At 68.5% G+C, this 23,561-nt stretch carries 25 protein-coding genes; 11 read left to right on the top strand and 14 right to left on the bottom strand.

Going from position 1 to position 23,561, the window contains the following annotated elements:
• Window positions 1–107 precede the first annotated feature (107 nt).
• The gene (locus CGU34_RS07545; RefSeq protein WP_232711584.1) at window positions 108–539 is read left to right on the top strand and encodes an SHOCT domain-containing protein; all 432 of its coding nucleotides are present in this window, start codon (window positions 108–110) and stop codon (window positions 537–539) included.
• A 101-nt stretch (window positions 540–640) separates the two neighbouring features.
• On the opposite strand, the gene CGU34_RS07540 is transcribed toward CGU34_RS07545, so the two are convergent.
• Window positions 641–1,522: a PHP domain-containing protein gene (locus tag CGU34_RS07540; RefSeq protein ID WP_100813745.1), complete on the bottom strand. Its 882-nt coding sequence runs from the start codon at window positions 1,520–1,522 to the stop codon at window positions 641–643.
• A gap of 98 nt (window positions 1,523–1,620) precedes the next feature.
• On the opposite strand from CGU34_RS07540, the gene CGU34_RS07535 reads away from it, so the two are divergent.
• Both CGU34_RS07535 and CGU34_RS07530 read left to right on the top strand, forming a co-directional pair.
• Window positions 1,621–2,646, top strand: coding sequence for an endonuclease/exonuclease/phosphatase family protein (locus CGU34_RS07535; RefSeq protein WP_100813744.1), 1,026 nt, complete (start codon window positions 1,621–1,623; stop codon window positions 2,644–2,646).
• Window positions 2,647–2,696: 50 nt separating this feature from the next.
• On the top strand, window positions 2,697–4,157 hold the full coding sequence (locus CGU34_RS07530) for an aminopeptidase P family protein (RefSeq protein WP_100813743.1): 1,461 nt from the start codon (window positions 2,697–2,699) through the stop codon (window positions 4,155–4,157).
• Between the two features lie 115 nt (window positions 4,158–4,272).
• Here CGU34_RS07530 and CGU34_RS07525 read toward each other — a convergent pair whose 3' ends face one another.
• Together CGU34_RS07525 and CGU34_RS17360 are read right to left on the bottom strand one after the other, a co-directional pair.
• Window positions 4,273–4,992 carry an alpha/beta hydrolase family protein gene (locus CGU34_RS07525; protein ID WP_157811256.1) on the bottom strand — a complete coding sequence of 240 codons (720 nt, stop codon included), beginning with the start codon at window positions 4,990–4,992 and terminating at the stop codon, window positions 4,273–4,275.
• 29 nt (window positions 4,993–5,021) lie between these two features.
• Window positions 5,022–5,840: a general stress protein gene (locus CGU34_RS17360; protein ID WP_232711583.1), complete on the bottom strand. Its 819-nt coding sequence runs from the start codon at window positions 5,838–5,840 to the stop codon at window positions 5,022–5,024.
• Window positions 5,841–5,898: 58 nt separating this feature from the next.
• On the opposite strand from CGU34_RS17360, the gene CGU34_RS07515 reads away from it, so the two are divergent.
• From CGU34_RS07515 to CGU34_RS07500, 4 genes are read left to right on the top strand one after another with little or no spacing between them, the layout of a single operon-like run.
• A complete protein-coding gene (locus CGU34_RS07515) occupies window positions 5,899–7,185 on the top strand; it encodes a magnesium transporter MgtE N-terminal domain-containing protein (protein WP_100813742.1) in 1,287 nt (428 codons plus the stop codon).
• Window positions 7,185–7,739: a DUF1003 domain-containing protein gene (locus CGU34_RS07510; protein ID WP_036299673.1), complete on the top strand. Its 555-nt coding sequence runs from the start codon at window positions 7,185–7,187 to the stop codon at window positions 7,737–7,739. Before CGU34_RS07515 ends, CGU34_RS07510 begins: the two co-directional genes overlap by 1 nt.
• Complete coding sequence (locus tag CGU34_RS07505; protein WP_036299675.1) at window positions 7,729–8,955, top strand: Mrp/NBP35 family ATP-binding protein; 1,227 nt, start codon at window positions 7,729–7,731, stop codon at window positions 8,953–8,955. The genes CGU34_RS07510 and CGU34_RS07505 overlap by 11 nt, the downstream gene beginning before the upstream one ends.
• A gap of 53 nt (window positions 8,956–9,008) precedes the next feature.
• Window positions 9,009–10,556, top strand: a complete 1,548-nt coding sequence (locus CGU34_RS07500; protein ID WP_036299677.1) for a carboxylesterase/lipase family protein — start codon at window positions 9,009–9,011, stop codon at window positions 10,554–10,556.
• Between the two features lie 117 nt (window positions 10,557–10,673).
• On the opposite strand, the gene CGU34_RS07495 is transcribed toward CGU34_RS07500, so the two are convergent.
• The gene (locus CGU34_RS07495; RefSeq protein WP_036299679.1) at window positions 10,674–11,105 is read right to left on the bottom strand and encodes a twin-arginine translocase TatA/TatE family subunit; all 432 of its coding nucleotides are present in this window, start codon (window positions 11,103–11,105) and stop codon (window positions 10,674–10,676) included.
• A gap of 62 nt (window positions 11,106–11,167) precedes the next feature.
• Here CGU34_RS07495 and CGU34_RS07490 point away from each other — a divergent pair, with 62 nt between their 5' ends.
• Window positions 11,168–11,812: an O-methyltransferase gene (locus CGU34_RS07490; RefSeq protein WP_370651683.1), complete on the top strand. Its 645-nt coding sequence runs from the start codon at window positions 11,168–11,170 to the stop codon at window positions 11,810–11,812.
• Between the two features lie 67 nt (window positions 11,813–11,879).
• Here CGU34_RS07490 and CGU34_RS07485 read toward each other — a convergent pair whose 3' ends face one another.
• From CGU34_RS07485 to dapE, 3 genes are all read right to left on the bottom strand, one after another.
• Window positions 11,880–12,050 carry a DUF3117 domain-containing protein gene (locus CGU34_RS07485; protein WP_081766366.1) on the bottom strand — a complete coding sequence of 57 codons (171 nt, stop codon included), beginning with the start codon at window positions 12,048–12,050 and terminating at the stop codon, window positions 11,880–11,882.
• A gap of 76 nt (window positions 12,051–12,126) precedes the next feature.
• The gene (locus CGU34_RS07480; RefSeq protein WP_232711582.1) at window positions 12,127–13,374 is read right to left on the bottom strand and encodes a hypothetical protein; all 1,248 of its coding nucleotides are present in this window, start codon (window positions 13,372–13,374) and stop codon (window positions 12,127–12,129) included.
• Window positions 13,359–14,432 carry a succinyl-diaminopimelate desuccinylase gene (gene dapE / locus CGU34_RS07475; protein ID WP_100813741.1) on the bottom strand — a complete coding sequence of 358 codons (1,074 nt, stop codon included), beginning with the start codon at window positions 14,430–14,432 and terminating at the stop codon, window positions 13,359–13,361. The genes CGU34_RS07480 and dapE overlap by 16 nt, the downstream gene beginning before the upstream one ends.
• Before the next feature lie 64 nt (window positions 14,433–14,496).
• Between dapE and dapD the strand changes: the two genes are divergently transcribed.
• From dapD to CGU34_RS07460, 3 genes are all read left to right on the top strand, one after another.
• Complete coding sequence (gene dapD, locus CGU34_RS07470; protein ID WP_036299699.1) at window positions 14,497–15,453, top strand: 2,3,4,5-tetrahydropyridine-2,6-dicarboxylate N-succinyltransferase; 957 nt, start codon at window positions 14,497–14,499, stop codon at window positions 15,451–15,453.
• Window positions 15,454–15,521: 68 nt separating this feature from the next.
• On the top strand, window positions 15,522–16,328 hold the full coding sequence (ppk2, locus tag CGU34_RS07465) for a polyphosphate kinase 2 (RefSeq protein WP_440344732.1): 807 nt from the start codon (window positions 15,522–15,524) through the stop codon (window positions 16,326–16,328).
• Between the two features lie 101 nt (window positions 16,329–16,429).
• Window positions 16,430–16,744, top strand: coding sequence for a GIY-YIG nuclease family protein (locus tag CGU34_RS07460; protein WP_100813739.1), 315 nt, complete (start codon window positions 16,430–16,432; stop codon window positions 16,742–16,744).
• Between the two features lie 140 nt (window positions 16,745–16,884).
• Here CGU34_RS07460 and CGU34_RS07455 read toward each other — a convergent pair whose 3' ends face one another.
• From CGU34_RS07455 to typA, 7 genes are all read right to left on the bottom strand, one after another.
• Window positions 16,885–18,144 (bottom strand): citrate synthase, encoded by a 1,260-nt coding sequence (locus CGU34_RS07455; protein ID WP_036298539.1) that lies wholly within the window; start codon window positions 18,142–18,144, stop codon window positions 16,885–16,887.
• 280 nt (window positions 18,145–18,424) lie between these two features.
• A complete protein-coding gene (dapC, locus tag CGU34_RS07450) occupies window positions 18,425–19,537 on the bottom strand; it encodes a succinyldiaminopimelate transaminase (RefSeq protein ID WP_036298535.1) in 1,113 nt (370 codons plus the stop codon).
• A gap of 2 nt (window positions 19,538–19,539) precedes the next feature.
• Window positions 19,540–19,860, bottom strand: coding sequence for a ferredoxin (fdxA, locus tag CGU34_RS07445; protein WP_036298533.1), 321 nt, complete (start codon window positions 19,858–19,860; stop codon window positions 19,540–19,542).
• A gap of 29 nt (window positions 19,861–19,889) precedes the next feature.
• Window positions 19,890–20,303 carry a DUF6113 family protein gene (locus CGU34_RS07440; protein ID WP_198517711.1) on the bottom strand — a complete coding sequence of 138 codons (414 nt, stop codon included), beginning with the start codon at window positions 20,301–20,303 and terminating at the stop codon, window positions 19,890–19,892.
• Between the two features lie 31 nt (window positions 20,304–20,334).
• On the bottom strand, window positions 20,335–20,649 hold the full coding sequence (locus CGU34_RS07435; RefSeq protein ID WP_036298531.1) for an AzlD domain-containing protein: 315 nt from the start codon (window positions 20,647–20,649) through the stop codon (window positions 20,335–20,337).
• A complete protein-coding gene (locus tag CGU34_RS07430; RefSeq protein WP_100813738.1) occupies window positions 20,646–21,386 on the bottom strand; it encodes an AzlC family ABC transporter permease in 741 nt (246 codons plus the stop codon). The genes CGU34_RS07435 and CGU34_RS07430 overlap by 4 nt, the downstream gene beginning before the upstream one ends.
• 191 nt (window positions 21,387–21,577) lie before the next feature.
• A complete protein-coding gene (typA, locus tag CGU34_RS07425; RefSeq protein WP_100813737.1) occupies window positions 21,578–23,482 on the bottom strand; it encodes a translational GTPase TypA in 1,905 nt (634 codons plus the stop codon).
• Window positions 23,483–23,561 lie beyond the last annotated feature (79 nt).

Below are 23,561 nucleotides of genomic sequence, written 5' to 3'. Positions count from 1 at the left end.
CACGGGTTTGACCTGTCGGAGCAGATCGACCCCCGCGCGATGGCGCCAACCGCTATCTTGAGCGGTGGCGCCCGCAGGCGCCGATCATCCGATTGGAAGGCACACCCGTGCACATCTTCACCGAGGCTGTTACCCCCATCAGCTACGAGTACCAGGGCTTCTGGGGTTCTTTCTGGGACCTCATCTGGTGGTTCCTGGCCATCTTCATTTTCTTCGCCTACCTGATGGTCTTGTTTTCGATCATCACCGACCTGTTCCGCGACCACAAGCTGAGCGGCGGATGGAAGGCCCTGTGGATCGTCGTTCTTCTCCTCACCAACTGGCTCGGCGCGCTGATCTACCTGATCGTCCGAGGCAGGGGCATGGGCGAGCGGAGCGCCGCCCAGGCGCAGGCCTACCAGCGCGCGCAGGAGGACTACATCAAGCAGGCGGCCGGCACGAGCCCCGCGGACGAGATCGCCAAGGCCAAGGCCCTGCTCGACGCCGGTACGATCACGCAGGCCGAGTACGACCAGATCAAGACGAAGGCGCTCTCCTGATCGCCTGAGCTGATTGCCAACGAGCGGCCCCCATCCTCTTCCGGGTGGGGGCCGCTTCGTGGTTCCCGTATCCCGGGGTTGGCGTCCCGGGGCTGCGGGTCTCAGGGAAAGACGGGCGCGACCCCGGTGCCGCGCGCAATGATCCGTTCGACCATCTCGTCCGAGGTCGTGTTCTCGCCGGGCAGGTTCGGTTTGCCGAGGCCGTGGTAGTCGCTCGAACCCGTGACGATCAGGTCCCGCCGCTCGACGATCCCGCGCAGCACCGCCACACCCGCGGGTGTGTTCTCGCGGTGATCGAGTTCGAATCCGGCCAACCCCGCGTCGATCAGTTCTTCGAGATACGGAACCGGCATCATCAGTCCCCGCCCGGCGGGAGTCGGATGCGCAACGACCGGTACGCCTCCAGCAGCAACGATCAGGCGCACCGCGGTGAGCGGATCCGGCGCGTAGTGACCCTCGTAATAGCCCTCGCGCGGGTGCAGGATGCCTTCGAATGCAGCGGACCGGTCGACGGCCAGGCCGCGCGCCACGAGCGCATCGGCGATGTGCGGGCGACCCACGGTCGCGCCGTCGGATGTCTGAGCGACGACGTCCGCCCACGACAGGTCGTAGTCGCGTGAGATGTTGCGGACGATCCGCTCGGCTCGCCCCATCCGGTCCGTGCGCACGCGTTCCATTTCGGCCCGAAGCGCCGGGTTGTCCGGGTCGAAGAGGTACGCCAACAGGTGGACGCTTCGCCACCCGTGCTTGGCGCTCAATTCCATGCCCGGCAGGAGCGTCATGCCGAGCGACGTCGTCGCCTCGGCCGCCTCCGCCCAACCGGCGGTCGTGTCGTGGTCGGTCAGCGCGATGGTGCGGAGTCCGTAGCGATGCGCCGCCCGGACGACTGTCTCGGGCGGTTCCGTCCCATCGGATCGCAATGAGTGGAGGTGCAGGTCGCTCGGTCCTTCGAATCGCCGCTCGAATCGCCGCTGCCCGCTCACCCCACGAGCGTACCCCCGCACGTAGATGCGGGGCGGGCGCCAGCGCTCGGGGCGCCCGCGTGGGTCGTTCTCCCAGCCTCGGCTTCTAGAGTCGGAACGTGCTGCGTGTGCTCGGGATCCTCATCGCCGTGCTGTTCGCGATTGCGACAGCGGTGCTGACCTGGCCCTCGTTCTTCCGGGTCGAGCAGACCTTTCCGATCGCTCAGATCGTGGCCTTCCGATCGCTCGTCGCCGTCGCTTTCGCAATCGCCGCGATCCTGATGCTGCTGCTGGCGATCGCCCGACCTCTCCGCGGGTTCGCGCTCTCGATGGCCTTGGTCGCGATCGTCGGGACGCTCGGCAACGGGGTGATCGTCGGGACGCGGGGGCTCGGGACGACCGAGCTTCCCGCCGAGACGGAGACGAGCGTTCGCGTGATGACGTGGAACACGGCCGGCGAGGCGACGGATCCCGTCTCCGTGGCGCAGACAGCCGTCGCGATGCAGGCGGACATCATCTCGCTCCCGGAGACGACGATCGAGACCGGCGAGCAGATCGCGGTGGCCATGCGGGAACTCGGCCGACCCATGTGGGCGCACCACGTCGAGTTCAGCGTGGGCGTCGACACCTGGGATGCGCGGTCCACGACCCTGCTGATCTCCCCCGATCTCGGGGACTACTCGGTCATCGAATCGTCGCAGGACGGCTCGAGCAACACGGCGGTCCTTCCCAGCGCCGTCGCCATGCCGGTCGACGGTGAAGGCCCGATCGTCGTGGCCGTGCATGCCGTCGCACCGCGCCAGGGGGATATGGAGCACTGGCGCGAGGACCTCCGCTGGCTGGCCGACCAGTGCGCCACCGGCAATGTGATCATGGCGGGCGATTTCAACGCGACCATCGATCACATGGCACGGCTGGGTGTCGACGGCGGAACGCTCGGGTACTGCCACGATGCGGCATCCGAATCCGGAAACGGCGGCGTGGGCACTTGGACGACGGACATCCCCGCTCTCGCCGGCGCACCGATCGACCACGTCCTCTCGACACCGAACTGGGAGGCGACAGGATCGATCGTGCTGCGCTCGCTCGACGGGTCGGGCAGCGACCACCGGCCCCTCGTCGTCCAACTCGAGCCCGTCGGCTGAGAGAGTCGCTCTCCCGGCGCCGCCACGGCAGCCCGTGCGAGACTGGAACGATGAGCACGACAGGTGAAACCAACACGGTGTCCGACGGCGCGGCGACCGACGAGGCTGAGGCCGCGAGCGCACGCGACGAGCGCGAGGCGCAGGCCAACGCTAACCGCCGGCAGCGATTCGGTCAGGGCTTTCTCGACACGATTTCAACCGGATGGGCCGACCGTCCCGAGCCGTCTGCCACAGCGCGTCCGCAGGCCGCGTATGCCGCGGCCCGTCGCGCCGTGCTGTCGGCGGCTTTCCCGGGCAAGCGCCTCGTGGTCCCCGCGGGCGGTGTGGCGGTGCGCAGCAACGACACGGACTATCCGTTCCGCGCTCACTCAGCTTTCGCGCACCTGACGGGGTGGGAGCGGGATGCCGAGCCCGACGCCGTCCTCGTGTTCGACCCCATCAAGGACGGACACACCGAGACCCTGTACTTCCGCGAGCGCGCCGACCGCAACACGGCCGAGTTCTACGCCGACGCCTCGATCGGTGAGTTCTGGATCGGTCCCCGCCCGGCCCTCGCGGGTGTCGCTGCCAATCTGGCGCTCGCTACGGCACACATCGAGGCGTTCGAGGCATCCGACGACGATCTCGTGGTCGGTGAGGCCGAACACCTGACGCGCTTCGTGTCCGAGTTGCGGCTCGTCAAGGACGAATTCGAGATCGAGCAGATGCGCCTCGCCGTCCAGGTCACGGCGGACGGGTTCGACGACATCGTCCGCTCGCTCCCCCGCGTCGTCGCGCACCCCCGCGGCGAGCGCGTGGTCGAGGGCGTCTTCCACCTCCGGGCGCGCACGGACGGGAACTGGGAAGGCTACGACACGATCGCGGCGTCCGGACCTCACGCGTGCTACCTGCACTGGACCCGCAACGACGGTCCCGTCGTTCCCGGCGATCTCATGCTGATCGACGCCGGCGTCGAGGTCGACAGCCTCTACACCGCCGACATCACGCGCACCCTGCCCGTTTCGGGCCGCTTCACCGAGGTGCAGCGTCGGGTCTACGAGGCGGTGCGCGAGGCGGCGGATGCGGGGCTGCGCGCGGCCCGCCCCGGCGCTCGATTCCGCGAGGTGCACGAGGCCGCGATGTCCGTGATCGCGGCCCGCGTCACCGAGTGGGGCCTGCTGCCGGTGACCGCCGACGAGGCACTCGCGCCCGAGACAGGTGGACAGCACCGGCGCTACATGGTGCACGGCACGAGCCACCACCTCGGCATCGACGTGCACGACTGCGCACAGGCGCGGCGCGAGATGTACTACGACGGCGTTCTCGAGGCCGGCATGGTGTTCACGATCGAGCCCGGCCTGTACTTCCAGATCGATGACGTGACGGTGCCGGAGGAGTATCGCGGCATCGGCGTCCGTATCGAGGACGACATCCTGATGACGACGCAGGGCCCGGTCAATCTCTCGGCCGACATCCCGCGCTCGGCCGACGACGTCGAGGCCTGGATGGCGCGGCTCGCGCCGCAGGTCTGAGTCACTTCGACAGGCTCAGCGACCGACTACCGCGACGCTCCCTGAGCCTGTCGAAGGGAGCGTGCAGACCTCAGAGCAGTCGTGCTTAGAGCAGTCGGGCTTAGAGCAGTCGGGCTCAGAGCAGTCGAGCGCGGAGGAACTCCGCGACGAGCGGCGCGAGGTCGGCCCCGACCTGATCCGCGGGGCGCTTATGCCCCTTCACCTCGAACGAGTGCCCGCCGCCCTCGATCCAGGTGAGCTGAGCGTCCTGACACGCCTCGACCGCGCGCTCCAGCCCGTCGTGGGGCACGACGAAGGGGTCGATGGTGCCCGCGACGAACAGCTGGGGCACCGCGATCCGCGGCAGGTGCTCCGCGCGCTCCTTCGCCGGGTCGCCGGGCGGATGCAGCGGATAGCCGAGGTACACGAGGCCCGCGACACCGAGCGGCCGTTCGGCCTCGGCCATCGAGGCCATGCGGCCCCCGTAGGACTTACCGGCCGCCCACAACGGCTCACCCGCGGGCGCTTCGCCCCGGGCACGGTCGACGACCGCGCGCCAGGTGGCGATCGCGTGCGCCGCGGGCCCCGGCATCCGTCGTCCCGCCTCGCGGTAGGGGAAGTTGAAGCGCACGGTCGCGACCCCCGCGTGCGCGAGCGCGTTCGTGAAGCCGACGAGGAAAGGGTGGTCGTACCCCGCACCGGCGCCGTGCGCGAGGACGAGCGTCGCCCAGGCCGCGGTGGGACGCTGCGAGGCGACGCTGATCTCGGCCTCGCCCGTCGGCAGCGTCACGGGCCAACGCTCCACGCCGCCGGTTGCGGAGGAGATCTCGTCGTCGGAGGATGCAGGCACAGACATCCGTCCTCCGAAGTGGAGATCTCCTCCGTTCACGAGTCGCTGCGGCGGTCTGAGTCGGTCGCGTCGCGCGGGGTGTCTGCCGAATCCTCTGAAGCGTGGTCGGATGCCTCGGAGTTGGCATCACCGGGCTCGACAGGCGGCGCTGCCGCGGCGGGCTCGATTCGCTGGCCGTAGCGCGGGGGTTCCTCACGCGGCGCCTCGGGAGCCGCGTGGTCGATGCGCTCACCGTAGCGCGGGGGCGCGGCGTCCGGTGGCAGCGGGGGCCGCTCAGCTGGCCCCGCCGCACCGCCGGGCGCGGGCGGTACCGGCGGAAGCGCACCAGACCCGGGAGCAGCGGGAGCAGCGAAGGGAGCAGGAGCGGATGCCGATGCCCCGCCGCCGACACCCAGCACCTGCCGCGCCTTCGCGAGGCTGTCAGCCCCGACCGTGACCTCGTAGTGGTCGGCGAGGACCTGCATGACGGAGGCGAAATCGCGGCGCCGGCGAATGAAGGAGTACGTGATGATGCTGAGCAGCATCCCGACCGCGACACCGACGAAGAGCACGCCGACGAACGCCTGGATCGGAACGGAAGGGCTGCCGAGCACGAGGATCGCCGAGAAGAACAGGCCGATCAGCAAACCGTTCACAGCACCCGAACGTGCGGCGGTGGCGTACCCCAGGCGTCCGGTCACCCGTTCTATGGAACGAAGCCCCAGGCCGACGATCGCGATGTCTCGCGCGGGAACCTCGCCCGCGATCAGCGCCGAGACCGCCTTCTGCGCACCCTCGTAGGTCGGAAAGCTCGCAATGGTCTCGCCGACGGCTTCTCCACGTCTGCCCGTAGGGGCGGGTCCCAACATACTCATCCGCCCATTCTCCCACGCCCTCCCTAGGCAGCATCTGTGTCGGGGCTACGCTGGAGCAGTGAGCACGCAAAGGGTCTTTGTCGCGCGCCTGGCCGGGTGCGCCGTCTTCGACCCCGCGGGCGACCGCCTGGGACGCGTCCGCGATGTCGTTGTCGTATACCGAGCAAGCGACCCACCGCGTGTGGTCGGGCTGGTCGTCGAGATCCCCGGACGCCGGCACGTCTTCGTGTCGATCGGACGCGTGACATCGATCGCGACCGGCCAGGTCATCACGACCGGCCTGATCAACGTGCGCCGGTTCCAGCCGCGCGGCGGTGAAGTGCGTGTCCTCGCCGAACTGCTCGGGCGCCGCGTCCACCTGATCGATGGCTCGGGTGAAGCCGTCATCGAGGATGCGGCCATCGAACGCAACCGCCTCGGCGAGTGGGCCATCGGCCAGCTGTTCCTGCGCCGCCCGAAGACGAGCGCCAGCCCCTTCGCCAAGGGACCCACGACGTTCGCGAACTGGAGCGACGTGCGCGAGCGCATGGCGCCCGGCGAGTCGCAATCCGTCGAGCAACTGGTGGCCTCTTACTCCGAGCTGCTGCCCGCCGACCTCGCCAACACTCTGCTCGATCTGCCCGACGCGCGGATGATGGAGGTCGCGGGCGAGCTCCCCGACGATCGTCTCGCGGATGCGCTCGAAGAGATGCCCGAGGACGATCAGGCGCACATTCTGGAACAGCTCGGCGACGAGCGGGCCGCCGACATCCTCGACGCGATGGAGCCGGATGACGCCGCCGACCTACTCGCCCAGCTTCCGGAGGGCCGGTCCGAGCAGCTGCTCGATCTGATGGAGCCCGACGAGGCGGACGACGTGCGCGCCCTCCTGGCCTACGGCCCCGACACGGCGGGCGGACTCATGACGCCCGAGCCGATCGTGCTCTCGGCCGACGCGACGGTCGCCGAGGCGCTCGCGCTCATCCGCCGGCACGAGCTGCACCCCGCCCTCGCGGCCGCCGTTTTCGTCACCCTCCCGCCCTACGAAACCCCGACGGGCCGCCTGCTGGGTGTGGTGCACTTCCAGCGGATGCTGCGCTATCCCCCGCACGAGCGCCTCGGCGCCATCATCGACGACTCGGTCGAGCCCGTGCACGCCACCGCCTCGGCGGCCGAGGTCGCGCGGCTGCTCGCGAGCTACAACCTCGTCTCGCTGCCCGTCGTCGACACCGCCCACCGCCTCGTGGGTGCGGTCAGCGTCGACGATGTGCTCGATTACCTGCTGCCCGATGACTGGCGCTCGCATGATGCGGATGCTTCAGCATCCGGTCCCGCGAGTCGTGCCGCCGGATCGAGGCGACGCTGATGGCGCGGACGTCGCGCCGGGTCACGCTGGACGCGCCACGCGGGCGCGCCGGCGTGCTCTCGCGCACACCGCAGCCCTCGCGTGACCGGTTCGGCCGCTTCACCGAGTGGATCGCCCGCAAGATGGGCACGCCGTGGTTCCTGCTCGGCCTGAGCGCCTTCTGCGCCCTCTGGATCATCTGGAACACGATGTTCCCCTCGTACTGGCGTTTCGACTCGGCGGCGAACGGCTTCACGGCGCTGACGCTCGTCCTGTCCCTCCAGGCCTCGTATGCCGCTCCCCTCATCCTGCTCGCGCAGAACCGCCAGGACGACCGCGACCGCGTCCAGATCGAGCAGGACCGGCAGCGCGCCGAGCGAAACCTCGCCGACACCGAGTACCTCGCCCGCGAGATCGTTGCTCTTCGTCTCGCGCTCACGGATGTCAGCAGCGAGGTCGTCACGAAGGACGTGCTCCGTCATGAACTCCGCAACGAGCTGAAGACCCTGCTCGAAGGTCTTGAGGCCCGCAGCGAGACGTCCGATGCGGACACCGCGGCACCCGATGAGCGCTGACAACAACGACCCCGGATTCGGGCTCGGAGTCGATCAGAAGCTGACAGACGCCGTGCGAGCTGCGGTGGGGGCGGTGACCGACCCCGAGTTGCGTCAGCCGATCGGCGACCTCGACATGCTGCGCGAGATCGCTGTCACGGATGGAATCGCGGATGTCGGGATCGCCCTGACGATCGTCGGATGCCCCGCCGCGAGCCGGATCGAATCCGACGTGCGCCGCGCGGCCGCATCCGTCCCGGGTGTCCTCGATGTGCACGTGGACGTCGGCGTCATGACCCCGGCGGAACGCGCCGCCCTGACGGAGCGCCTCCGGGCAGGTCGCCCCCGTGGCATCCCGTTCACGGCCGAATCCCTCACGCGCGTGATCGCCGTCACGAGCGGCAAGGGCGGGGTCGGCAAGTCCACCGTCACCGCGAACCTCGCCGTGGCTCTCGCCGTGCGGGGACTCCGTGTGGGTCTCATCGATGCCGATGTGCACGGCTTCTCGATCCCGGGCCTGCTGGGCTTGGTCGATGCCGAGGGCCGGACGGTCCGCCCCACCCGCATCGACGACCTGATCCTGCCGCCGGTGGCCTACGGGGTGAAGACCGTGTCGATCGGCATGTTCCTGCGCGAAGGCGACGAGGGCGCGGCCGTTGCGTGGCGCGGACCCATGTTGCACCGCACCGTGCAACAGTTCCTGACCGACGTGCACTTCGGCGACCTCGACATCCTGCTGCTCGATATGCCACCCGGCACGGGCGATATCGCGATCTCTGTCGGCCAGCTGCTCCCCCACGCCGAGGTCGTGGTCGTCACGACTCCCCAGGCCGCGGCATCCGATGTCGCGATTCGCAGCGCCCTCGTCGCGCGCCAGACGGGGCAGCGCGTCATCGGGGTCATCGAGAACATGGCCGCGTACACGCTGCCCGATGGCACCGTGCTCGACCTCTTCGGTTCGGGAGGGGGTGCGCAGGTCGCGGCGGCGCTGTCCGCATCGCAGGCAGCGGATGCATCCGGTGACGTCCCTCTGCTCGCCTCCATCCCCCTCAGCCCGGCCCTGCGCACAGCGGGCGACGCGGGCACCCCCCTCACGGCGACACTGAATGAGACGGGCGACGAGACGGATGCCGCGGCGGATGATCCCGCTCGGCGCGCCCTCATCGACCTGGCCGCTCGGCTCGCGGGGGTTCCCCGCGGTCTGGCCGGGCGCCCCCTCACCGTGACTCCGCACTGATCTCGAAGGCCCCGCTGGTCTCGAAGACTCCGCACTGATCTCAAAGGAGAGCCATGGCATCCGACACGACCCTGACAGTGACCACGACGCGTGGACCGGTGCGGGGCGACACCGACGGCACCGTTCGGTCATGGAAGGGCATTCGCTACGCCGCGCCGCCGATCGGTCCGCTGCGCTGGCGCGCGCCGCAGCCCCCGGAGCCCTGGTCGGACGTGGCCGATGCCACGCGGTTCGGCCCCATCCCCGTGCAGACAGCCTCGCCCGCCATCCGGCTGCCCGAGGACGCCGTGCAGAGCGAGGACTGCCTGACCCTGAACGTATGGGCCGCCGAGAACGTCTCGGCAGCGGAACCGCGACCGGTCATGGTGTGGGTGCACGGCGGCGCGTACATGTTCGGGGCGACAGCGCAGCCGATCTACGACGGCAGGTCGCTCGCCGCGAGTGGCGAGATCGTCCTCGTCACCGTCGGGTACCGCGTGGGTGCGCTCGGCTTCGCCGATCTCTCCCGCTTTTCGACCGAGTCCGAGACGTTCGAGACGAACCTCGCGCTGCGCGACATCCTGTTCAGCCTGGAGTGGGTGCGCGAGAACATCGCGGCGTTCGGCGGTGACCCGGGTCAGGTGACGCTCTTCGGCGAATCCGCCGGCGGTGGCATCGTGACGACCCTCATGACCTCTCCCGCGGCCGAGGGACTGTTTCATCGAGCCATCGCCGAGAGTTCCCCCGCGACGTCGGTGTACGGGCAGGATCGCGCCGAGCGCATGGCGCGCGAGCTGCTCCAGACCGTGGAAGCCGACCCCTCGGATGCCTCGTCCTTCCGCGACATCCCAGCTGACCGGCTCGCCGCGGCCGCAATGACCGTCTATGCGGCCACGCCCCTCGACGAACCCGGCACCCTGGCTTTCACACCCGTTGTCGACGGCGATCTGGTGCCGGAGCATCCGGTCGACGTCTTCGCACGCGGCGGCGCCCTGCCCGTGCCGCTGCTGATCGGCACCAACCGCGACGAGACCTCGCTGTTCACGATGATGAAGTCGCCGCTCATGCCGGTCTCGCGCGAAGCGATCGAAGAGATGTCGGCCGACCTGCGAGCCGACCGGCCCGATCTCGACATCCCCGCCGACGCCGAGATCCTCTCCGCCTATGCGGGTCTGCGGTTGAAGAAGCAGGGCCCGGCGATCTCGCGGGATCTCGGATTCCGGATGCCGACCCTCTGGCTCGTCGAAGGCCACGCCGCCGTCGCACCGACATACCTGTACCGCTTCGACTGGGCGACCCCCATGCTGCGGCTGCTCGGTATCGGCGCGACCCACGCGACCGAGCTGCCGTACCTGTGGGGCAACATGCAGGGCGGCAAGAAAGACATCACGTTCCGACTCGGCGGGATGCGCACGGGCCACCAGCTCTCGCAGCGCTTCCAGCAGCGCTGGATCGGGTTCGCCGTGAGCGGCTCACCCCAGGCGGAGAGTGCCGCCGTGTGGGCGCCCTATACGACCACCGACCGCGCCACGCTCGTGATCGACCGCGTCGATCGGGTCGTGCCGGACCTCGACGGAGAGCTGCGCGCAGCCTGGGGCGACGAGGTGCTCTCTTTCACCTGAACTCGCCCACGAGCCTGTTCGCGGAGTTCCGCGCGAGCGTCGGAGATCTCGGCAGCGTCGGAGGAATCTGCCCCGATCGATCCGACGCTCAATCGATCTCCGACGGCCAGCGAGCGGTCAGGTGGCTTCTGAGTCGTATGGGGTCGCGTTCGGCGCGGAGGCGACGGATGCGGGGGCCGCGGCGGTATCGGAGGCCCCGGCCAGCGCCGCAACGCCGGCGCCAGCCGCTCCCGCGCCACCGAGCGCGGCGGTCGCCGGTCGGGGTGCGCCCGGGCTGACCGGCTTGATCGGCGCTTCGTCGAGAAGCGCCTCGCGGATGATGCGCCGCGGATCGTACTGACGGGGATCGAGCCGGCGCCAGTCGACGTCGTCGAAGTCCTCGCCCATCTCGTCGCGCACCCTCGTCTTCGCCCCGCGGAGAAACTCGCGCAGGCGTCCGAGCAGCTTCGCCAAGCCCTCGGCATACCGGGGCAGCCGCTCGGGCCCGACCAACAGGGCGGCGATGACACCGATCAGCAGAAGCTTCTCGATCGTCAACCCGAAGAACATGACTACAGGTTACTCGCCGCGCCTGCGGTCAGAGTCCGCAACTGCCGCGTAATCTAGGGAAAATGGACAAGCGCGTGAGCGGACAGCAGGCCAGCTGGCGATACGCGACGGAGCAGGTCACCGAGCCCGATCCGATCGCGAAGGCTCGCGCGCACTCGCTCGAGTTGGGCATCGTCCCCATCGATCCCGCGATCGGTGCACAGTGCGCTGTGCTCGCCGCCGCGTCGGACGCCCTCAACCTGGTCGAGATCGGCACGGGGGCCGGGGTGTCGGGCATGTGGTTGCTCCGTGGCAGCGCCCGAGGCATCCTGACGACGATCGACGCCGAACCCGAGCACCTTGCCGCAGCGCGCAAGGCGTTCGCAGACGCAGGCATCCCGCCCGCACGCGCACGCTTCATCACCGGTCGTGCAGCCGATGTCCTGCCGCGCATGAACGAGTCGGCATACGACATCGTCCTCATCGACGCGGACCCTGAGCACATCCTGGAGTACGTGGCCCACGGTCTGCGCCTCGTGCGCGTCGGTGGCACGGTGCTCATCCCCCGCGCCCTGCAGAACGGGCGGGTCGCGGACCCCGTCCAGCGCGACCCGATCACGACGGCCTTCCGCTCACTGATCCAAGAGACGCAGGGATCGCAAGCGGTCATGCCCGCCCTGTCGATCGTCGGCGACGGGCTCCTGCAGCTCACCAAGATCACGGAGTAGATCACGGAGTAGCGCCGGGGACGCAGAAAGGCCGGTCCCGTGAACGGAACCGGCCAGACGACGAACTCTATGCGGAGACAACTCCGGAGAGCACGTCGTGAAGCTCCTTGGCTTCGGCGTCGTTGACCGAGACCACGAGACGCCCCCCACCTTCGAGCGGCACCCGCACGATAATCAGGCGCCCCTCCTTCACAGCCTCCATCGGTCCGTCGCCGGTCCTCGGCTTCATGGCTGCCATAGCGGCCCCTTTCGTCGCGAAATCTAGCTCAGTCCAGTTTATCCTGCCCACCGACATAAATCGGCCGAGCGGTATATCAGGGCACCTGCCAGTACATGTTTGCCAGTCCATACATGTTCCATATCCACCACCACTGCCCCACGAGGCACACGGCGAGCGCCCCGATCCGCCAGATCATCGACCGCGGGGCAGCGACCGCACCCCAGAGCGGCGAGAGCGGGAACAGCAACCGGAAGATGCTCGACTGCGGAAAGAACACCGCGAAGAGATACACGAGATAGCTCGCCGCCCACAGTCGCACCTCGACGCCGAGACGCCGCACGTGCGGTTCGAACAAAAGCAGCGCGGCCGCACCGAGCATCAGCGCGACCGCCGCGACGATCCCGATTCCCGCAGGCGCACCCCACGACTGCAACCAGAACTCGGCACCCGCGAACCAGCCGTGGAACGGGATGAACACTCCCCCGTCGGCGACCCAGTTGCGGCGCCAGGCCAGCTCCGTCGCGAGATATCCGCCCAGATCCCCCGTCACGATCCCGACGACGATCTGCCATGCGAATCCTGTCGCCACCGCGAGGGCCCCGAGCGCGAGGATGTGGGCGATCTCGATCCGGTGGAGCGGCTCGCGGTCGCGCCGGAACCACCGCCAGAGACCGAACAGCCCGAGGAAGAGCGCGAACGCGAGCACCCCCGGTCGGGTGAAGGCCATGAGCGGAATCAGCGCGTAGAGCCATCCGTAGCGCCGTCGCTGCAAGCACCAGATCGATACGAGCAGCCACAGCAGGAACAGCGACTCGGCATACGCAACCTGGAACAGGGCCGCCAGGGGCGCCGACGCGAACAGGCCCACCGACCACAGCGCGGCGGTGTCGCCGATGCGCCCGCGCGTCATCTGGAACAGCACCAGGCAGCAGCCGAAGCCCGCCGCGATCGCGACGAGGAACCCACCCGCGCCCCAGTAGCCGAAGGGGATGCCGATGACGTTTGAGAGGAAGGCGTAGATCGGCATGAAGGCCCAGGCGTTCTCGGCCACCGCGCCCGTGTCCGTCAGCGGGAGTTGCGTCGGATAACCGCTGACGGCGATCAGCCAGTACCACTGGGCATCCCAGCCGATGATGAAGGATCCGAGCCCCGGGTTGACTCCGAAGCGTGAATCCGGGCCCGACATCGCAGACGCGAGCAACATCAGCCCCGTCGTGACCAGCCGCGCGGCCAGGTAGATCAACGCGATCCACAGCACCATCCAAGGCCCTCGGGCCGGGCGTATCAGCAGCGCGTCCTCGTCGGGGCCGGGAGCCTCGGCCTCGCTCACGCCGTCAGCCACGCCCGCAAACCGCGCGCCACGGCCTCGATCTGGGCGACCGGCACCCGCTCCTCGTCGTGATGCGCGAGGTGCGGGTCACCGGGTCCGTAGTTGACCGCGGGCACTCCGAGCGCGGAGAAGCGTGCGACATCCGTCCACCCGTATTTCGGTCGCGGTTCGGCGCCGACCGCCGCGACGAACTCCCGGGCCAGCAGGGCGTCCAGTCCCGGGCGCGCGCCCGGCGCGAGATCGACGATCTCGATCTCGAAGCCCTCGAACACGTCGCGGACGTGCTGTTCTGCCTCGAGTTCGGAACGGCTGGGCGCGAAGCGGAAGTTCACCTCTACCTCGCAGAGATCGGGGATCACGTTGCCGGCGATGCCGCCCGAGATCGACACGGCGTTGAGCCCCTCGCGGTAGTCGAGGCCCTCGACGGTGACGGTCTGCGCCCGATAGCGAGCGAGTCGCTCGAGGATCGGGGCTGCCTTGTGGATCGCGTTCTCGCCGATCCAGGAGCGTGCCGAGTGCGCTCGCACGCCGTGCGTCCGGACGATGGCTCGAAGCGTCCCGTTGCATCCGCCCTCGACCTCGCCGCCCGAGGGCTCACCGAGGATCGCGAAGTCGGCCTGGAAGAGATCGGGGCGGACGCGCGAAAGCCGATTGAGCCCGTTGAGGCTCGAATCCACCTCCTCGTGGTCGTACCACATCCATGTGATGTCGACCCGGGGTTCGACCAACTCGGCGGCGAGCACGAGTTGCACCGCCACCCCGGCCTTCATATCGACCGTGCCGCGGCCCCAGATGCACTCCTCGCCATCCACGACCACATCGCGCGTCGGCAGGTTGTCGTTGATCGGCACCGTGTCGATGTGTCCCGCGATCACGACCCGCTGGTCGCGACCGAGCATGGTGCGCGCCACGATCGTGTCACCGTCGCGGAACACCTCGAGATGCGGGAGCGTCGACACCGCGGCCTCGATCGCATCCGCGAGGGGGGTCTCATCCCCCGAGACGCTCGGAATGTCACAGAGCACCCGGGTGAGCTCGACGGGTGACACGGACAGGTCGAGCTGCGGCATCCCCCGAGTGTACCGGCGCGATCGTGGCCAACCCGGGCCCGCGCGGTTCGGTAGCGTGGGTGGCATGAGTAGCGAGCGGTGGGTGTGGGGCGAGGGACTGGCGACGATCTCGAGCGACGGGACGGTGCTCGACACCTGGTACCCGAATCCGCAACTCGGCCGTGTGCCGCTCGGACGCGACGCGGCGATCGCGGACGACAACGTCGACCGCCTGGCCGCTCCCGATGACCGTCGCGGGGTCACGGTCGAGGCCGTCACGGTCGAGATCGACCTCGACGCACCTCCCGCATCGACCTCCGACGCGTACCTGCGCCTGCACGTACTCTCGCACCTGTTGGCCACCCCGAACGAGGTCAACCTCGACGGCATCTTCGGGCACCTGCCCGTGGTGGCGTGGACGAACGCCGGCCCGATGCATCCCGACGATGCCACTCGCCTGCGTCCCCTGCTGCTGCGTGACGGCATCCAGGTGGGCTCGCTCGATAAGTTCCCGCGTCTGACCGACTACGTCACTCCCGTCGGCGTGCGGATCGCGGATGCCTCGCGCGTGCGTCTGGGCGCCTACCTCTCCCCCGGCACGACGGTCATGCACGAGGGGTTCGTCAACTTCAACGCCGGAACCCTCGGCTCCTCGATGATCGAGGGTCGCGTGTCACAGGGCGTCGTCATCGGCGACGGCAGCGACATCGGCGGAGGCGCGTCGATCATGGGCACGCTCTCGGGCGGCGGGACGCATCGCATCTCGATCGGCGCGCGCACCCTGCTCGGGGCGAATGCCGGTGTCGGCATCTCGCTCGGTGACGACTGCGTCGTCGAGGCGGGGCTCTATGTGACCGCCGGGACGAAGGTCGCGCTCGTCGACGCCGCGCCGACGGCCGATGGCACGGTGCCGGTCGTCAAGGCCGCCGAGCTCTCGGGCAGCGACGGCATCCTGTTCCGGCGCAACTCCGTATCGGGCGCTGTCGAGGCCGTCCGCCGCGCGGGAGTCGGCGTGACACTCAACGAGGCTCTCCACGCCTGAGCCCGGTGCGGACGCTCCCTGAGCCTGTCGAAGGGCGCGCCCGAAGCGCCCTCGCGTAGGGTGGCGCCATGAGTAAGCGGATGCCGAAGGCCCTGTACAAGAGCGAGTTGAAGGCCCTGCAGGCGCGCCTCGTCGACATGCAGGCGTGGGTGCAGGCGACCGGTGCGCGCATCGTCGTCATCTTCGAGGGGCGTGATGCGGCGGGCAAGGGGTCGACGATCAAACGAGTCTCCGAGTACCTCAATCCGCGTGTCACGCGCATCGTGGCTTTGCCCACGCCAACCGAGCGCGAGAAGACGACCTGGTACTTCCAGCGCTACGTCGCGCATCTGCCCGCGGCGGGCGAGATCGTCCTGATGGATCGGTCCTGGTACAACCGCGCGGGTGTCGAACACGTGATGGGTTACTGCACGAACGCCGAATACCATCGGTTCCTGCACCAAGCACCCATTTTCGAGCGGATGCTGGTGGAGGACGGCATCATCCTGCTCAAGTACTGGTTCTCGGTGTCGGATATCGAACAGGAGCGCCGGTTCCACGACCGCGCCCGTGATCCGATGCGCCGGTGGAAGCTGAGCCCGAACGATGTCTCATCGATCACCAAGTGGGAGGACTACTCCCGGGCCAAGGACACGATGTTCGTCCACACCGACATCCCGGAGTCGCCCTGGTTCGAGGTCGACAACGAAGACAAGCGGCGCGGGCGCGTCAACATGATGGCTCATCTGCTTTCGCAGATCCCGTCCGAGCCCGTCTCACGCGAGGACATCGTGATTCCCGAGCGTCCGGTGTCGGGCGGTTACGAGCGACCGCCGCGGGACGATGACAACGCTGTGCCGGACTACGCGGCCGAGGTCATCGCCCGCGAGGGCTGATCCTCGCCCCACGCTCCCTGAGCCTGTCGAAGGGAGCAGCCAGGCCGCCTCGCCTGTGGAGAACTACGGAGCCCGTCCGTTGACAGCTCCGACACTGAATCATGCCCTTCGTGTACATCCTGCGCTGCGCAGACGGCAGCTTTTACACCGGCAGCACCGCGCGCGACATAGAGCACAGGGTATGGGAACACAATCAGGATGACGGAGGTGCCGCGTACACGCGCCGCCGTCGGCCGGTCACACTCGTCTGGTGCGCGTTCGACGAATCGATCGAACGCATCTTCTCCTGGGAAAAGCAGATACAGGGGTGGAGCCGAGCGAAAAAGATGGCGCTGATCGATGGACGGTTGTCCGAACTTCCCGGACTCTCCCGCTCCACGGGCGCCACGTCTCGACGCGAACCTCACGCTCCCTGAGCCTGTCGAAGGGAGCAACCAGGCACAACGGGTCACTTCGACAAGCTCAGTGACCGACCGACCTCACGCTCCCTGAGCCTGTCGAAGGGAGCAACCAGGCACAACAGGTCACTTCGACAAGCTCAGTGACCGTGCGGGGGTCAGACGCCGGGGTAGTTGCGCTCGGGCGCACCCGTGTACAGCTGCTGCGGCCGACCGATCTTCGTCTGCGGATCGAGCTGCATCTCGCGCCAGTGCGCGAGCCAGCCCGGCAGACGGCCGATCGCGAAGAGCACCGTGAACATGCGCGTCGGGAAGCCCATCGCCTTGTAGATCACGCCGGTGTAGAAGTCGACGTTCGGGTAGAGGCGACGCTCCTTGAAGTAGTCGTCGCTGAGCGCCAGCTCTTCGAGTTCCTTCGCCAGATCCAGGAGCGGGTCGCTGACGCCGAGCGCTTCGAGCACCTCGTCTGCCGACTCCTTCACGAGCTTGGCGCGCGGGTCGTAGTTCTTGTAGACGCGGTGGCCGAAGCCCATGAGCTTGACCCCGTCTTCCTTGTTCTTGACCCGCTCGACGAAGCGCGCAACACTCTCGCCCGAGTCGCGGATCTTGCCCAGCATGTCGAGAACGGCCTCATTGGCACCACCGTGCAGCGGGCCGTAGAGCGCATTGATTCCCGCCGAGATCGACGAGAACTGGTTCGCGCCGGTCGATCCGACAAGCCGCACCGTCGACGTGGAAGCGTTCTGCTCGTGGTCTTCGTGCAGAATCAGCAAGCGTTCGAGCGCCCGCGACATGACCGGGTTCGGCTCGTAGATCTCGCTCAGCACGCCGAAATTGAGCTTCAGGAAGTTGTCGACGAAGCTCAGCGAGTTGTCGGGGTAGAGGAAGGCCTGGCCGACGCTCTTCTTGTGCGCGTACGCCGCGATCACGGGAAGCTTCGCGAGCATCCGGATCGTGTTGAGCTCGATGTGCTCGGGGTTGTTCGGGTCGGACTCGCGCTCGTAGTACGTCGACAGCGCCGACACGGCGGACGAAAGCACCGACATCGGGTGCGCCGTGTGGGGCAGGGCAGAGAAGAAGCGCTTGAGATCCTCGTGCAGGAGCGTGTGGTGACGGATGCGGTCATCGAACGCCGCGAGTTCGTCGGCGCTCGGCAGCTCGCCGTAGATGAGCAGCCAAGCGACCTCGAGGTAGCTCGAGTGCGTGGCGAGCTGCTCGATCGGGTAACCGCGATAGCGCAGGATCCCCTTGTCGCCGTCGATGAACGTGATAGCCGACTTTGTGGCGGCGGTGTTCACGAAGCCGTAGTCGAGCGTGGTGTGCCCGGTCTGACGCATGAAGGTCGAGATATCGATGCTCGGAGTACCGTCACTTGCCTGCAGGACGGGGAATTCCGCCGTTCGATCAGCGATGCTCAAGAACGCCTTCGTGGGCTGTGGTGCTGCCGACGTGCTGCCCGATTCGTTCTGCGTGGCGTCTTCATTGACATCGTTGCTCACGGCGCCTCCTTGCGATTGTCGTCGTCTGGGGGTTCAGCCGCGGCGGGCGGCTTTCGTTCGGCGCGGCGCTGGTGAAGCGAAGACCGGAACGGCGGCGTCGAGGCTGATGGGCCCCAGACATCCGCGTCGTTACAGCCTAGTGGGCCATCGCGCCTACTATCGAACCGCCCAAAGCGTCGGCGGATTCGATGGTGGATGTCTACGAAACGGTCGCGCGGAGCCGCGCTGCCGCGCTGGCGATGCGCTCGTCGGTCGCGGTAAGCGAGAGCCGAACATGCTGCGGGAAGTGCTCGCCGTAGAAGACGCCCGGGCCCGCGAGGATGCCGAGATCCGCCAGCCGCCCCATGCTGTCCCACGCGTCGAGCCCCTCGGTCGCCCAGAGGTAAAGACCGGCCTCGCTGCGGTCGATCGTGAACCCGGCCGCCTCAAGCGCCGGCTTGAGCGCGGCGCGGCGGGCGCGATACAACTCCTTCTGCGCGGCGACGTGCGCGTCGTCACCGAGGGCGACGACCATCGCCGCCTGTACAGGGCCGGGCAGCATGAGCCCAAGATGCTTGCGCACGTTGGCGAGGCGCGCGATCAAGTCGGGGTCACCCGCCAGGAACGCGGCACGGTACCCGGCGAGGTTCGACTGCTTGCTGAGCGAATACACGGCCAGCACGCCCGTCGGGTCACCGCCCGTGACACGCGGATCGAGGATGCTGGGGATGGGCTCGTTCGCCCACGGGCCAGCCCAGCCCAGCTCGGCATAACACTCGTCGCCGGCGATGACGGCGCCGAGTTCGCGGGCACGGGCGACCGCGCGAGCGAGCTGCGGGGCATCCAGCACTCCACCATCGGGGTTGCCGGGCGAGTTGAGCCAGACGAGGCGCGTCCCGGCAGGCCACTCGTCCGGTTCGTCCGACGCGAACGGGATCGCTCCCGCAACGCGCGCACCGATCTCGTACGTCGGATACGCGGCGCGCGGATGCACGACCACATCTCGTTCGCCGAGCCCCAGGAGCGTCGGCAGCAGCGCCACGAGCTCTTTCGACCCGATCGTCGGCAGCACGTTGCGGGGTTCGAGCCCGGCGACACCGCGTCGGCGGTCGAACCACTCGGCGATCGCCTCACGAAGCGCGGGCGTTCCGACCGTCTGCGGGTACGCGTGCGCGTCCGTCGCCTCGGAGAGCGCCCGGCGGATGATGTCGGGAGTGGGATCGACCGGCGAGCCGATCGAGAGATCCGCGATGCCATCCGGATGCTGCCGCGCCCGGGCCGCGTAGGGCTCGACCTGGTCCCACGGGTAGTCGGGGAGGCCCAGGACCCCCACGCTCAGTGCTCCTGCGGAGGGAGCGCCTCGATGACGGGATGATCCTTGTGGATCACGCCGACCTTGGCTGCTCCACCCGGGGACCCGATGTCGTCGAAGAACTCGACGTTGGCCTTGTAGTAGTCGCTCCACTCGGCGGGCAGGTCATCTTCGTAGTAGATGGCCTCGACCGGGCACACGGGCTCGCAAGCACCGCAGTCGACGCACTCATCCGGGTGGATGTACAGCGATCGTTCGCCCTCGTAGATGCAGTCGACGGGGCACTCGTCGATGCAGGCACGATCCTTCACATCGACGCACGGGAGGGCGATCACGTAGGTCACCCGACCAGTCTATGTCGGCGCGGACGCGCTCAGATCCGGCCGGCGTCGCCGCCGACGGACGCGTCAGGCCCCGAGACTGCAGCGGGCCGGGTGGACGTCGGGAACTCGGGCCAGGCCACGATCAGCACGGCGACGAGCGGGCAGGCGACCGTCCAGATCACAGCGGCCATGCCCGCGGGGGCGATGACGGATCCGCCGGGTCCCTCCCCCGAGAACACGATGACGGCCAGCGTTATGCCTACGCCGGCCGCGACCGAGGCCCACCGATCGGCGAGCAGCCGGATGGCGAGCATCAGGGCCGCGGCCCCGAGGATCCCCAGGACGAGGCCGACCGGGATGCCCCAGATCGTCGCCGCGTGAGCGACCGTGCCGACGACGCCGAAAACGGCGCCCGCGAGCGCGGCAATGACCAACGTCGGGATGCGTGAGACGAACTGCGGCATGGGCTCGACGATACCCCGCGCGAGTCCCGGCTCAGACGGCCCAGCCCGCGAGCCTCAGCAGGGCTGCCGTCACTGCTGCCGCAGCGACCACCACGAGGAACGGGGCGCGGATGGCGAGCAACCCCGCGGCGACCAGCACGGCCGGCACCCGCGCATCGACGGCGAGCGCCTGGCCCGCACCGAGGGTCTGCACGGCAACCAGGGCCGCGAGCAGGGCGACGGTGAGCAGGTCGGCGATCCGCGCCGGGCGAGGCGCCTGCACCCACGCGGTCGGCAGCAGATACCCGACCGCCTTGAGCGCGAGACAGATGACGGATGCGAGCAGCACCGCGGTCCAGAGGGTCATGGCAGTCCCTCGCGTTCCGGGACGTCGAGCGGCTCGAGAGGGGGCACGTCATCGCGGCCGAGCCAGTTGAACCACCCCACGACGATCGCAACGACGGCGGCCAGCAGCACGGGCATCCCGGGCATCAATCCCGGGGTCAAGACGGTCGCGACGACCGCCGCGGCCACACCCACGGCGATGGCCTGGCGCCCGCGGAGCCGCGGCCACAGCAGCGCGAGGAAGGCGGCCGCGGCGGCGGCGTCGAGGCCATACGCCTTGGGGTCGCCGAGGACGTCGCCCAGGAGGGCTCCGAGAAGCGTCGTGATGTTCCAGCCGACGTAGATTCCGAGCCCGGTCAGCCAGAACCCGAGCGTGCGGGCATGCGGCGTGGTCTGGGCGAGGGAGACAGCGGTCGACTCGTCGATCGTGAAGTGCGCGGCCCCCGCGCGACGGAGCGCTCCCTGACCGATGACGGGAGACATCCGCATGCCGTACGCGACGTTACGCACACCGAGCAGGGCTGCCGAAGCGATCGCGGCGGGCGCCGCCGCCAGCCCCCCGGCGCCGATCACGCCCACGAAGGCGAACTGCGAGCCCCCGGTGAACATCACCAGGCTCAGGATGCAGGTCTGCCACACATCGAGCCCGGATGCGACGGACAGGGCGCCGAACGACACCCCATAGACGCTCGTCGCGAGAGCGACCCCGAGCGCCTGCCTGCGTGCGCGGCGCGCCTCGGAGTCGGGCGGCTGGGGCATCCCTCGAGCCTATCCGCGGGGCGCGCGCGCTCCCGCATGCCGATCGAGATCCGGTGGCCGCACCGGCACCGCGACGCGCAGCCCGACCCCCGGAATTCGCCCGTGCATGCAGCGAGAGGACGCAACATGCCGCGGGGACTCATCCCCGCACGGCATGTTGCGTCCTCTCGGTGCAGCTGCGGCTTCTGAGGTCAGCCCTGGCGCTTGAGGCGTGCCGTGGCGCGAGCGCGCTCGTTTGCGTCCAGCGCGACCTTGCGGATACGGACGATCTCGGGCGTGACCTCGACGCATTCGTCGTCGCGGGCGAACTCGAGGCTCTCTTCCAGCGTCAGCAGTCGCGGCGGCGTCATCGACTCGAAGGTGTCGGAGCTCGCGGCACGCATGTTCGTGAGCTTCTTCTCCTTCGTGATGTTCACGTCCATGTCATCGGCGCGCGAGTTCTCACCGACGACCATGCCCTCGTAGACCTCTTGCGTGGGCTGGACGAAGAACGACATGCGCTCCTGCAGGGCGATGATCGCGAAGGGGGTGACGACACCCGAGCGGTCGGAAACGATCGAACCGTTCTGGCGCGTGACGATCGCGCCCGCCCAAGGCTCGTAGCCGTGCGAGATCGCGTTTGCGATGCCGGTGCCGCGGGTCGTGGTCAGGAACTCGGTGCGGAAGCCGATCAGGCCGCGCGAGGGAACGATGAATTCCATGCGAACCCAGCCGGTGCCGTGGTTGGTCATGTTGTCCATGCGGCCCTTGCGGGCCGCCAGGAGCTGTGTGATCGCGCCGAGATACTCCTCGGGAGCGTCGATCGTCAGGTGCTCGAAGGGCTCGTGCGTCTTGCCATCGACCTGCTTCGTGACCACCTGCGGCTTACCGACGGTGAGTTCGAAGCCCTCGCGTCGCATGTTCTCGACCAGGATGGCGAGGGCCAGCTCTCCTCGACCCTGCACCTCCCAGGCATCCGGGCGTCCGATGTCGAGGACCTTGAGCGAGACGTTACCGATCAGCTCGCGGTCGAGGCGGTCCTTGACCATACGCGCGGTGAGCTTGTGCCCCTTGACCTTGCCGACGAGCGGCGAGGTGTTCGTGCCGATGGTCATCGAGATCGCGGGGTCGTCGACCGTGATCCCCGGGAGGGGACGGATGTCGTCGGGATCCGCGATCGTCTCGCCGATCGTGATGTCGGGGAAGCCGGCGATCGCGACGATGTCACCGGGGCCCGCGTCATCCGCGGGGTAACGCTCGAGGGCGCGCGTCTTGAAGAGCTCAGTGATGCGCGCGTTGCTGGTCGAACCGTCGGCACGCACCCACGCGACCGTCTGGCCCTTCTTCAGCGTGCCGTTGAAGACGCGCAGCAGGGCGAGGCGTCCGAGGAAGGGGCTCGAGTCGAGGTTTGTGACCCACGCCTGCAGGGGCGCATCGTCTTCGTACGACGGCGCGGGCACGTGCTCGAGGATCGCGCCGAACAGCGGCTCGAGGTCGTCGTTGTCGGGCAGCGCGCCGTTGTCGGGGCGGTTGAGGGAAGCTGCGCCCGCGCGACCGCTGGCGTAGACCACGGGGACGTCGAGCAGGGCGTCGACATCAAGGTCGGGAACGTCGTCGACCAGGTCGGACGCGAGCCCGAGCAGCAAGTCGTGGCTCTCTTCCTCAACCTCGGCGATACGCGCGTCGGGGCGATCGGTCTTGTTGACCAGCAGGATGACGGGGAGCTTTGCCTCGAGAGCCTTGCGCAGCACAAACCGCGTCTGCGGGAGGGGTCCCTCGGATGCGTCAACCAGCAGGACGACACCGTCGACCATCGACAGACCGCGCTCGACCTCGCCACCGAAGTCGGCGTGGCCGGGGGTGTCGATGACGTTGATCGTCACGGGACCGTCGGTCGCGTGGACACCCTTGTAGGTCACCGCCGTGTTCTTGGCGAGGATCGTGATGCCCTTTTCGCGCTCGAGGTCGTTCGAGTCCATCGCGCGCTCTTCGGTGTGCTCGTGCGAGCCGAACGAGCCCGTCTGGCGGAGCATGGCATCCACCAGCGTCGTCTTGCCGTGGTCGACGTGCGCGACGATCGCGACATTGCGGAGATCGGAACGGAAGGCACGCGCCATGAAAAGGTCCTTGCAGTGATGGGAAGTGTGAGAGATGGCCCGGTGTTTCGAGAGGCTCAACAGCCGGTGTCGAAGGGTC

It is taken from the genome of Microbacterium lacus (assembly GCF_002812805.1).
GTDB lineage: Bacteria > Actinomycetota > Actinomycetes > Actinomycetales > Microbacteriaceae > Microbacterium > Microbacterium lacus_A.
The sequence above is the reverse complement of the archived record's forward strand: the minus strand, read 5'-3'. Positions and strand labels throughout refer to the sequence as shown.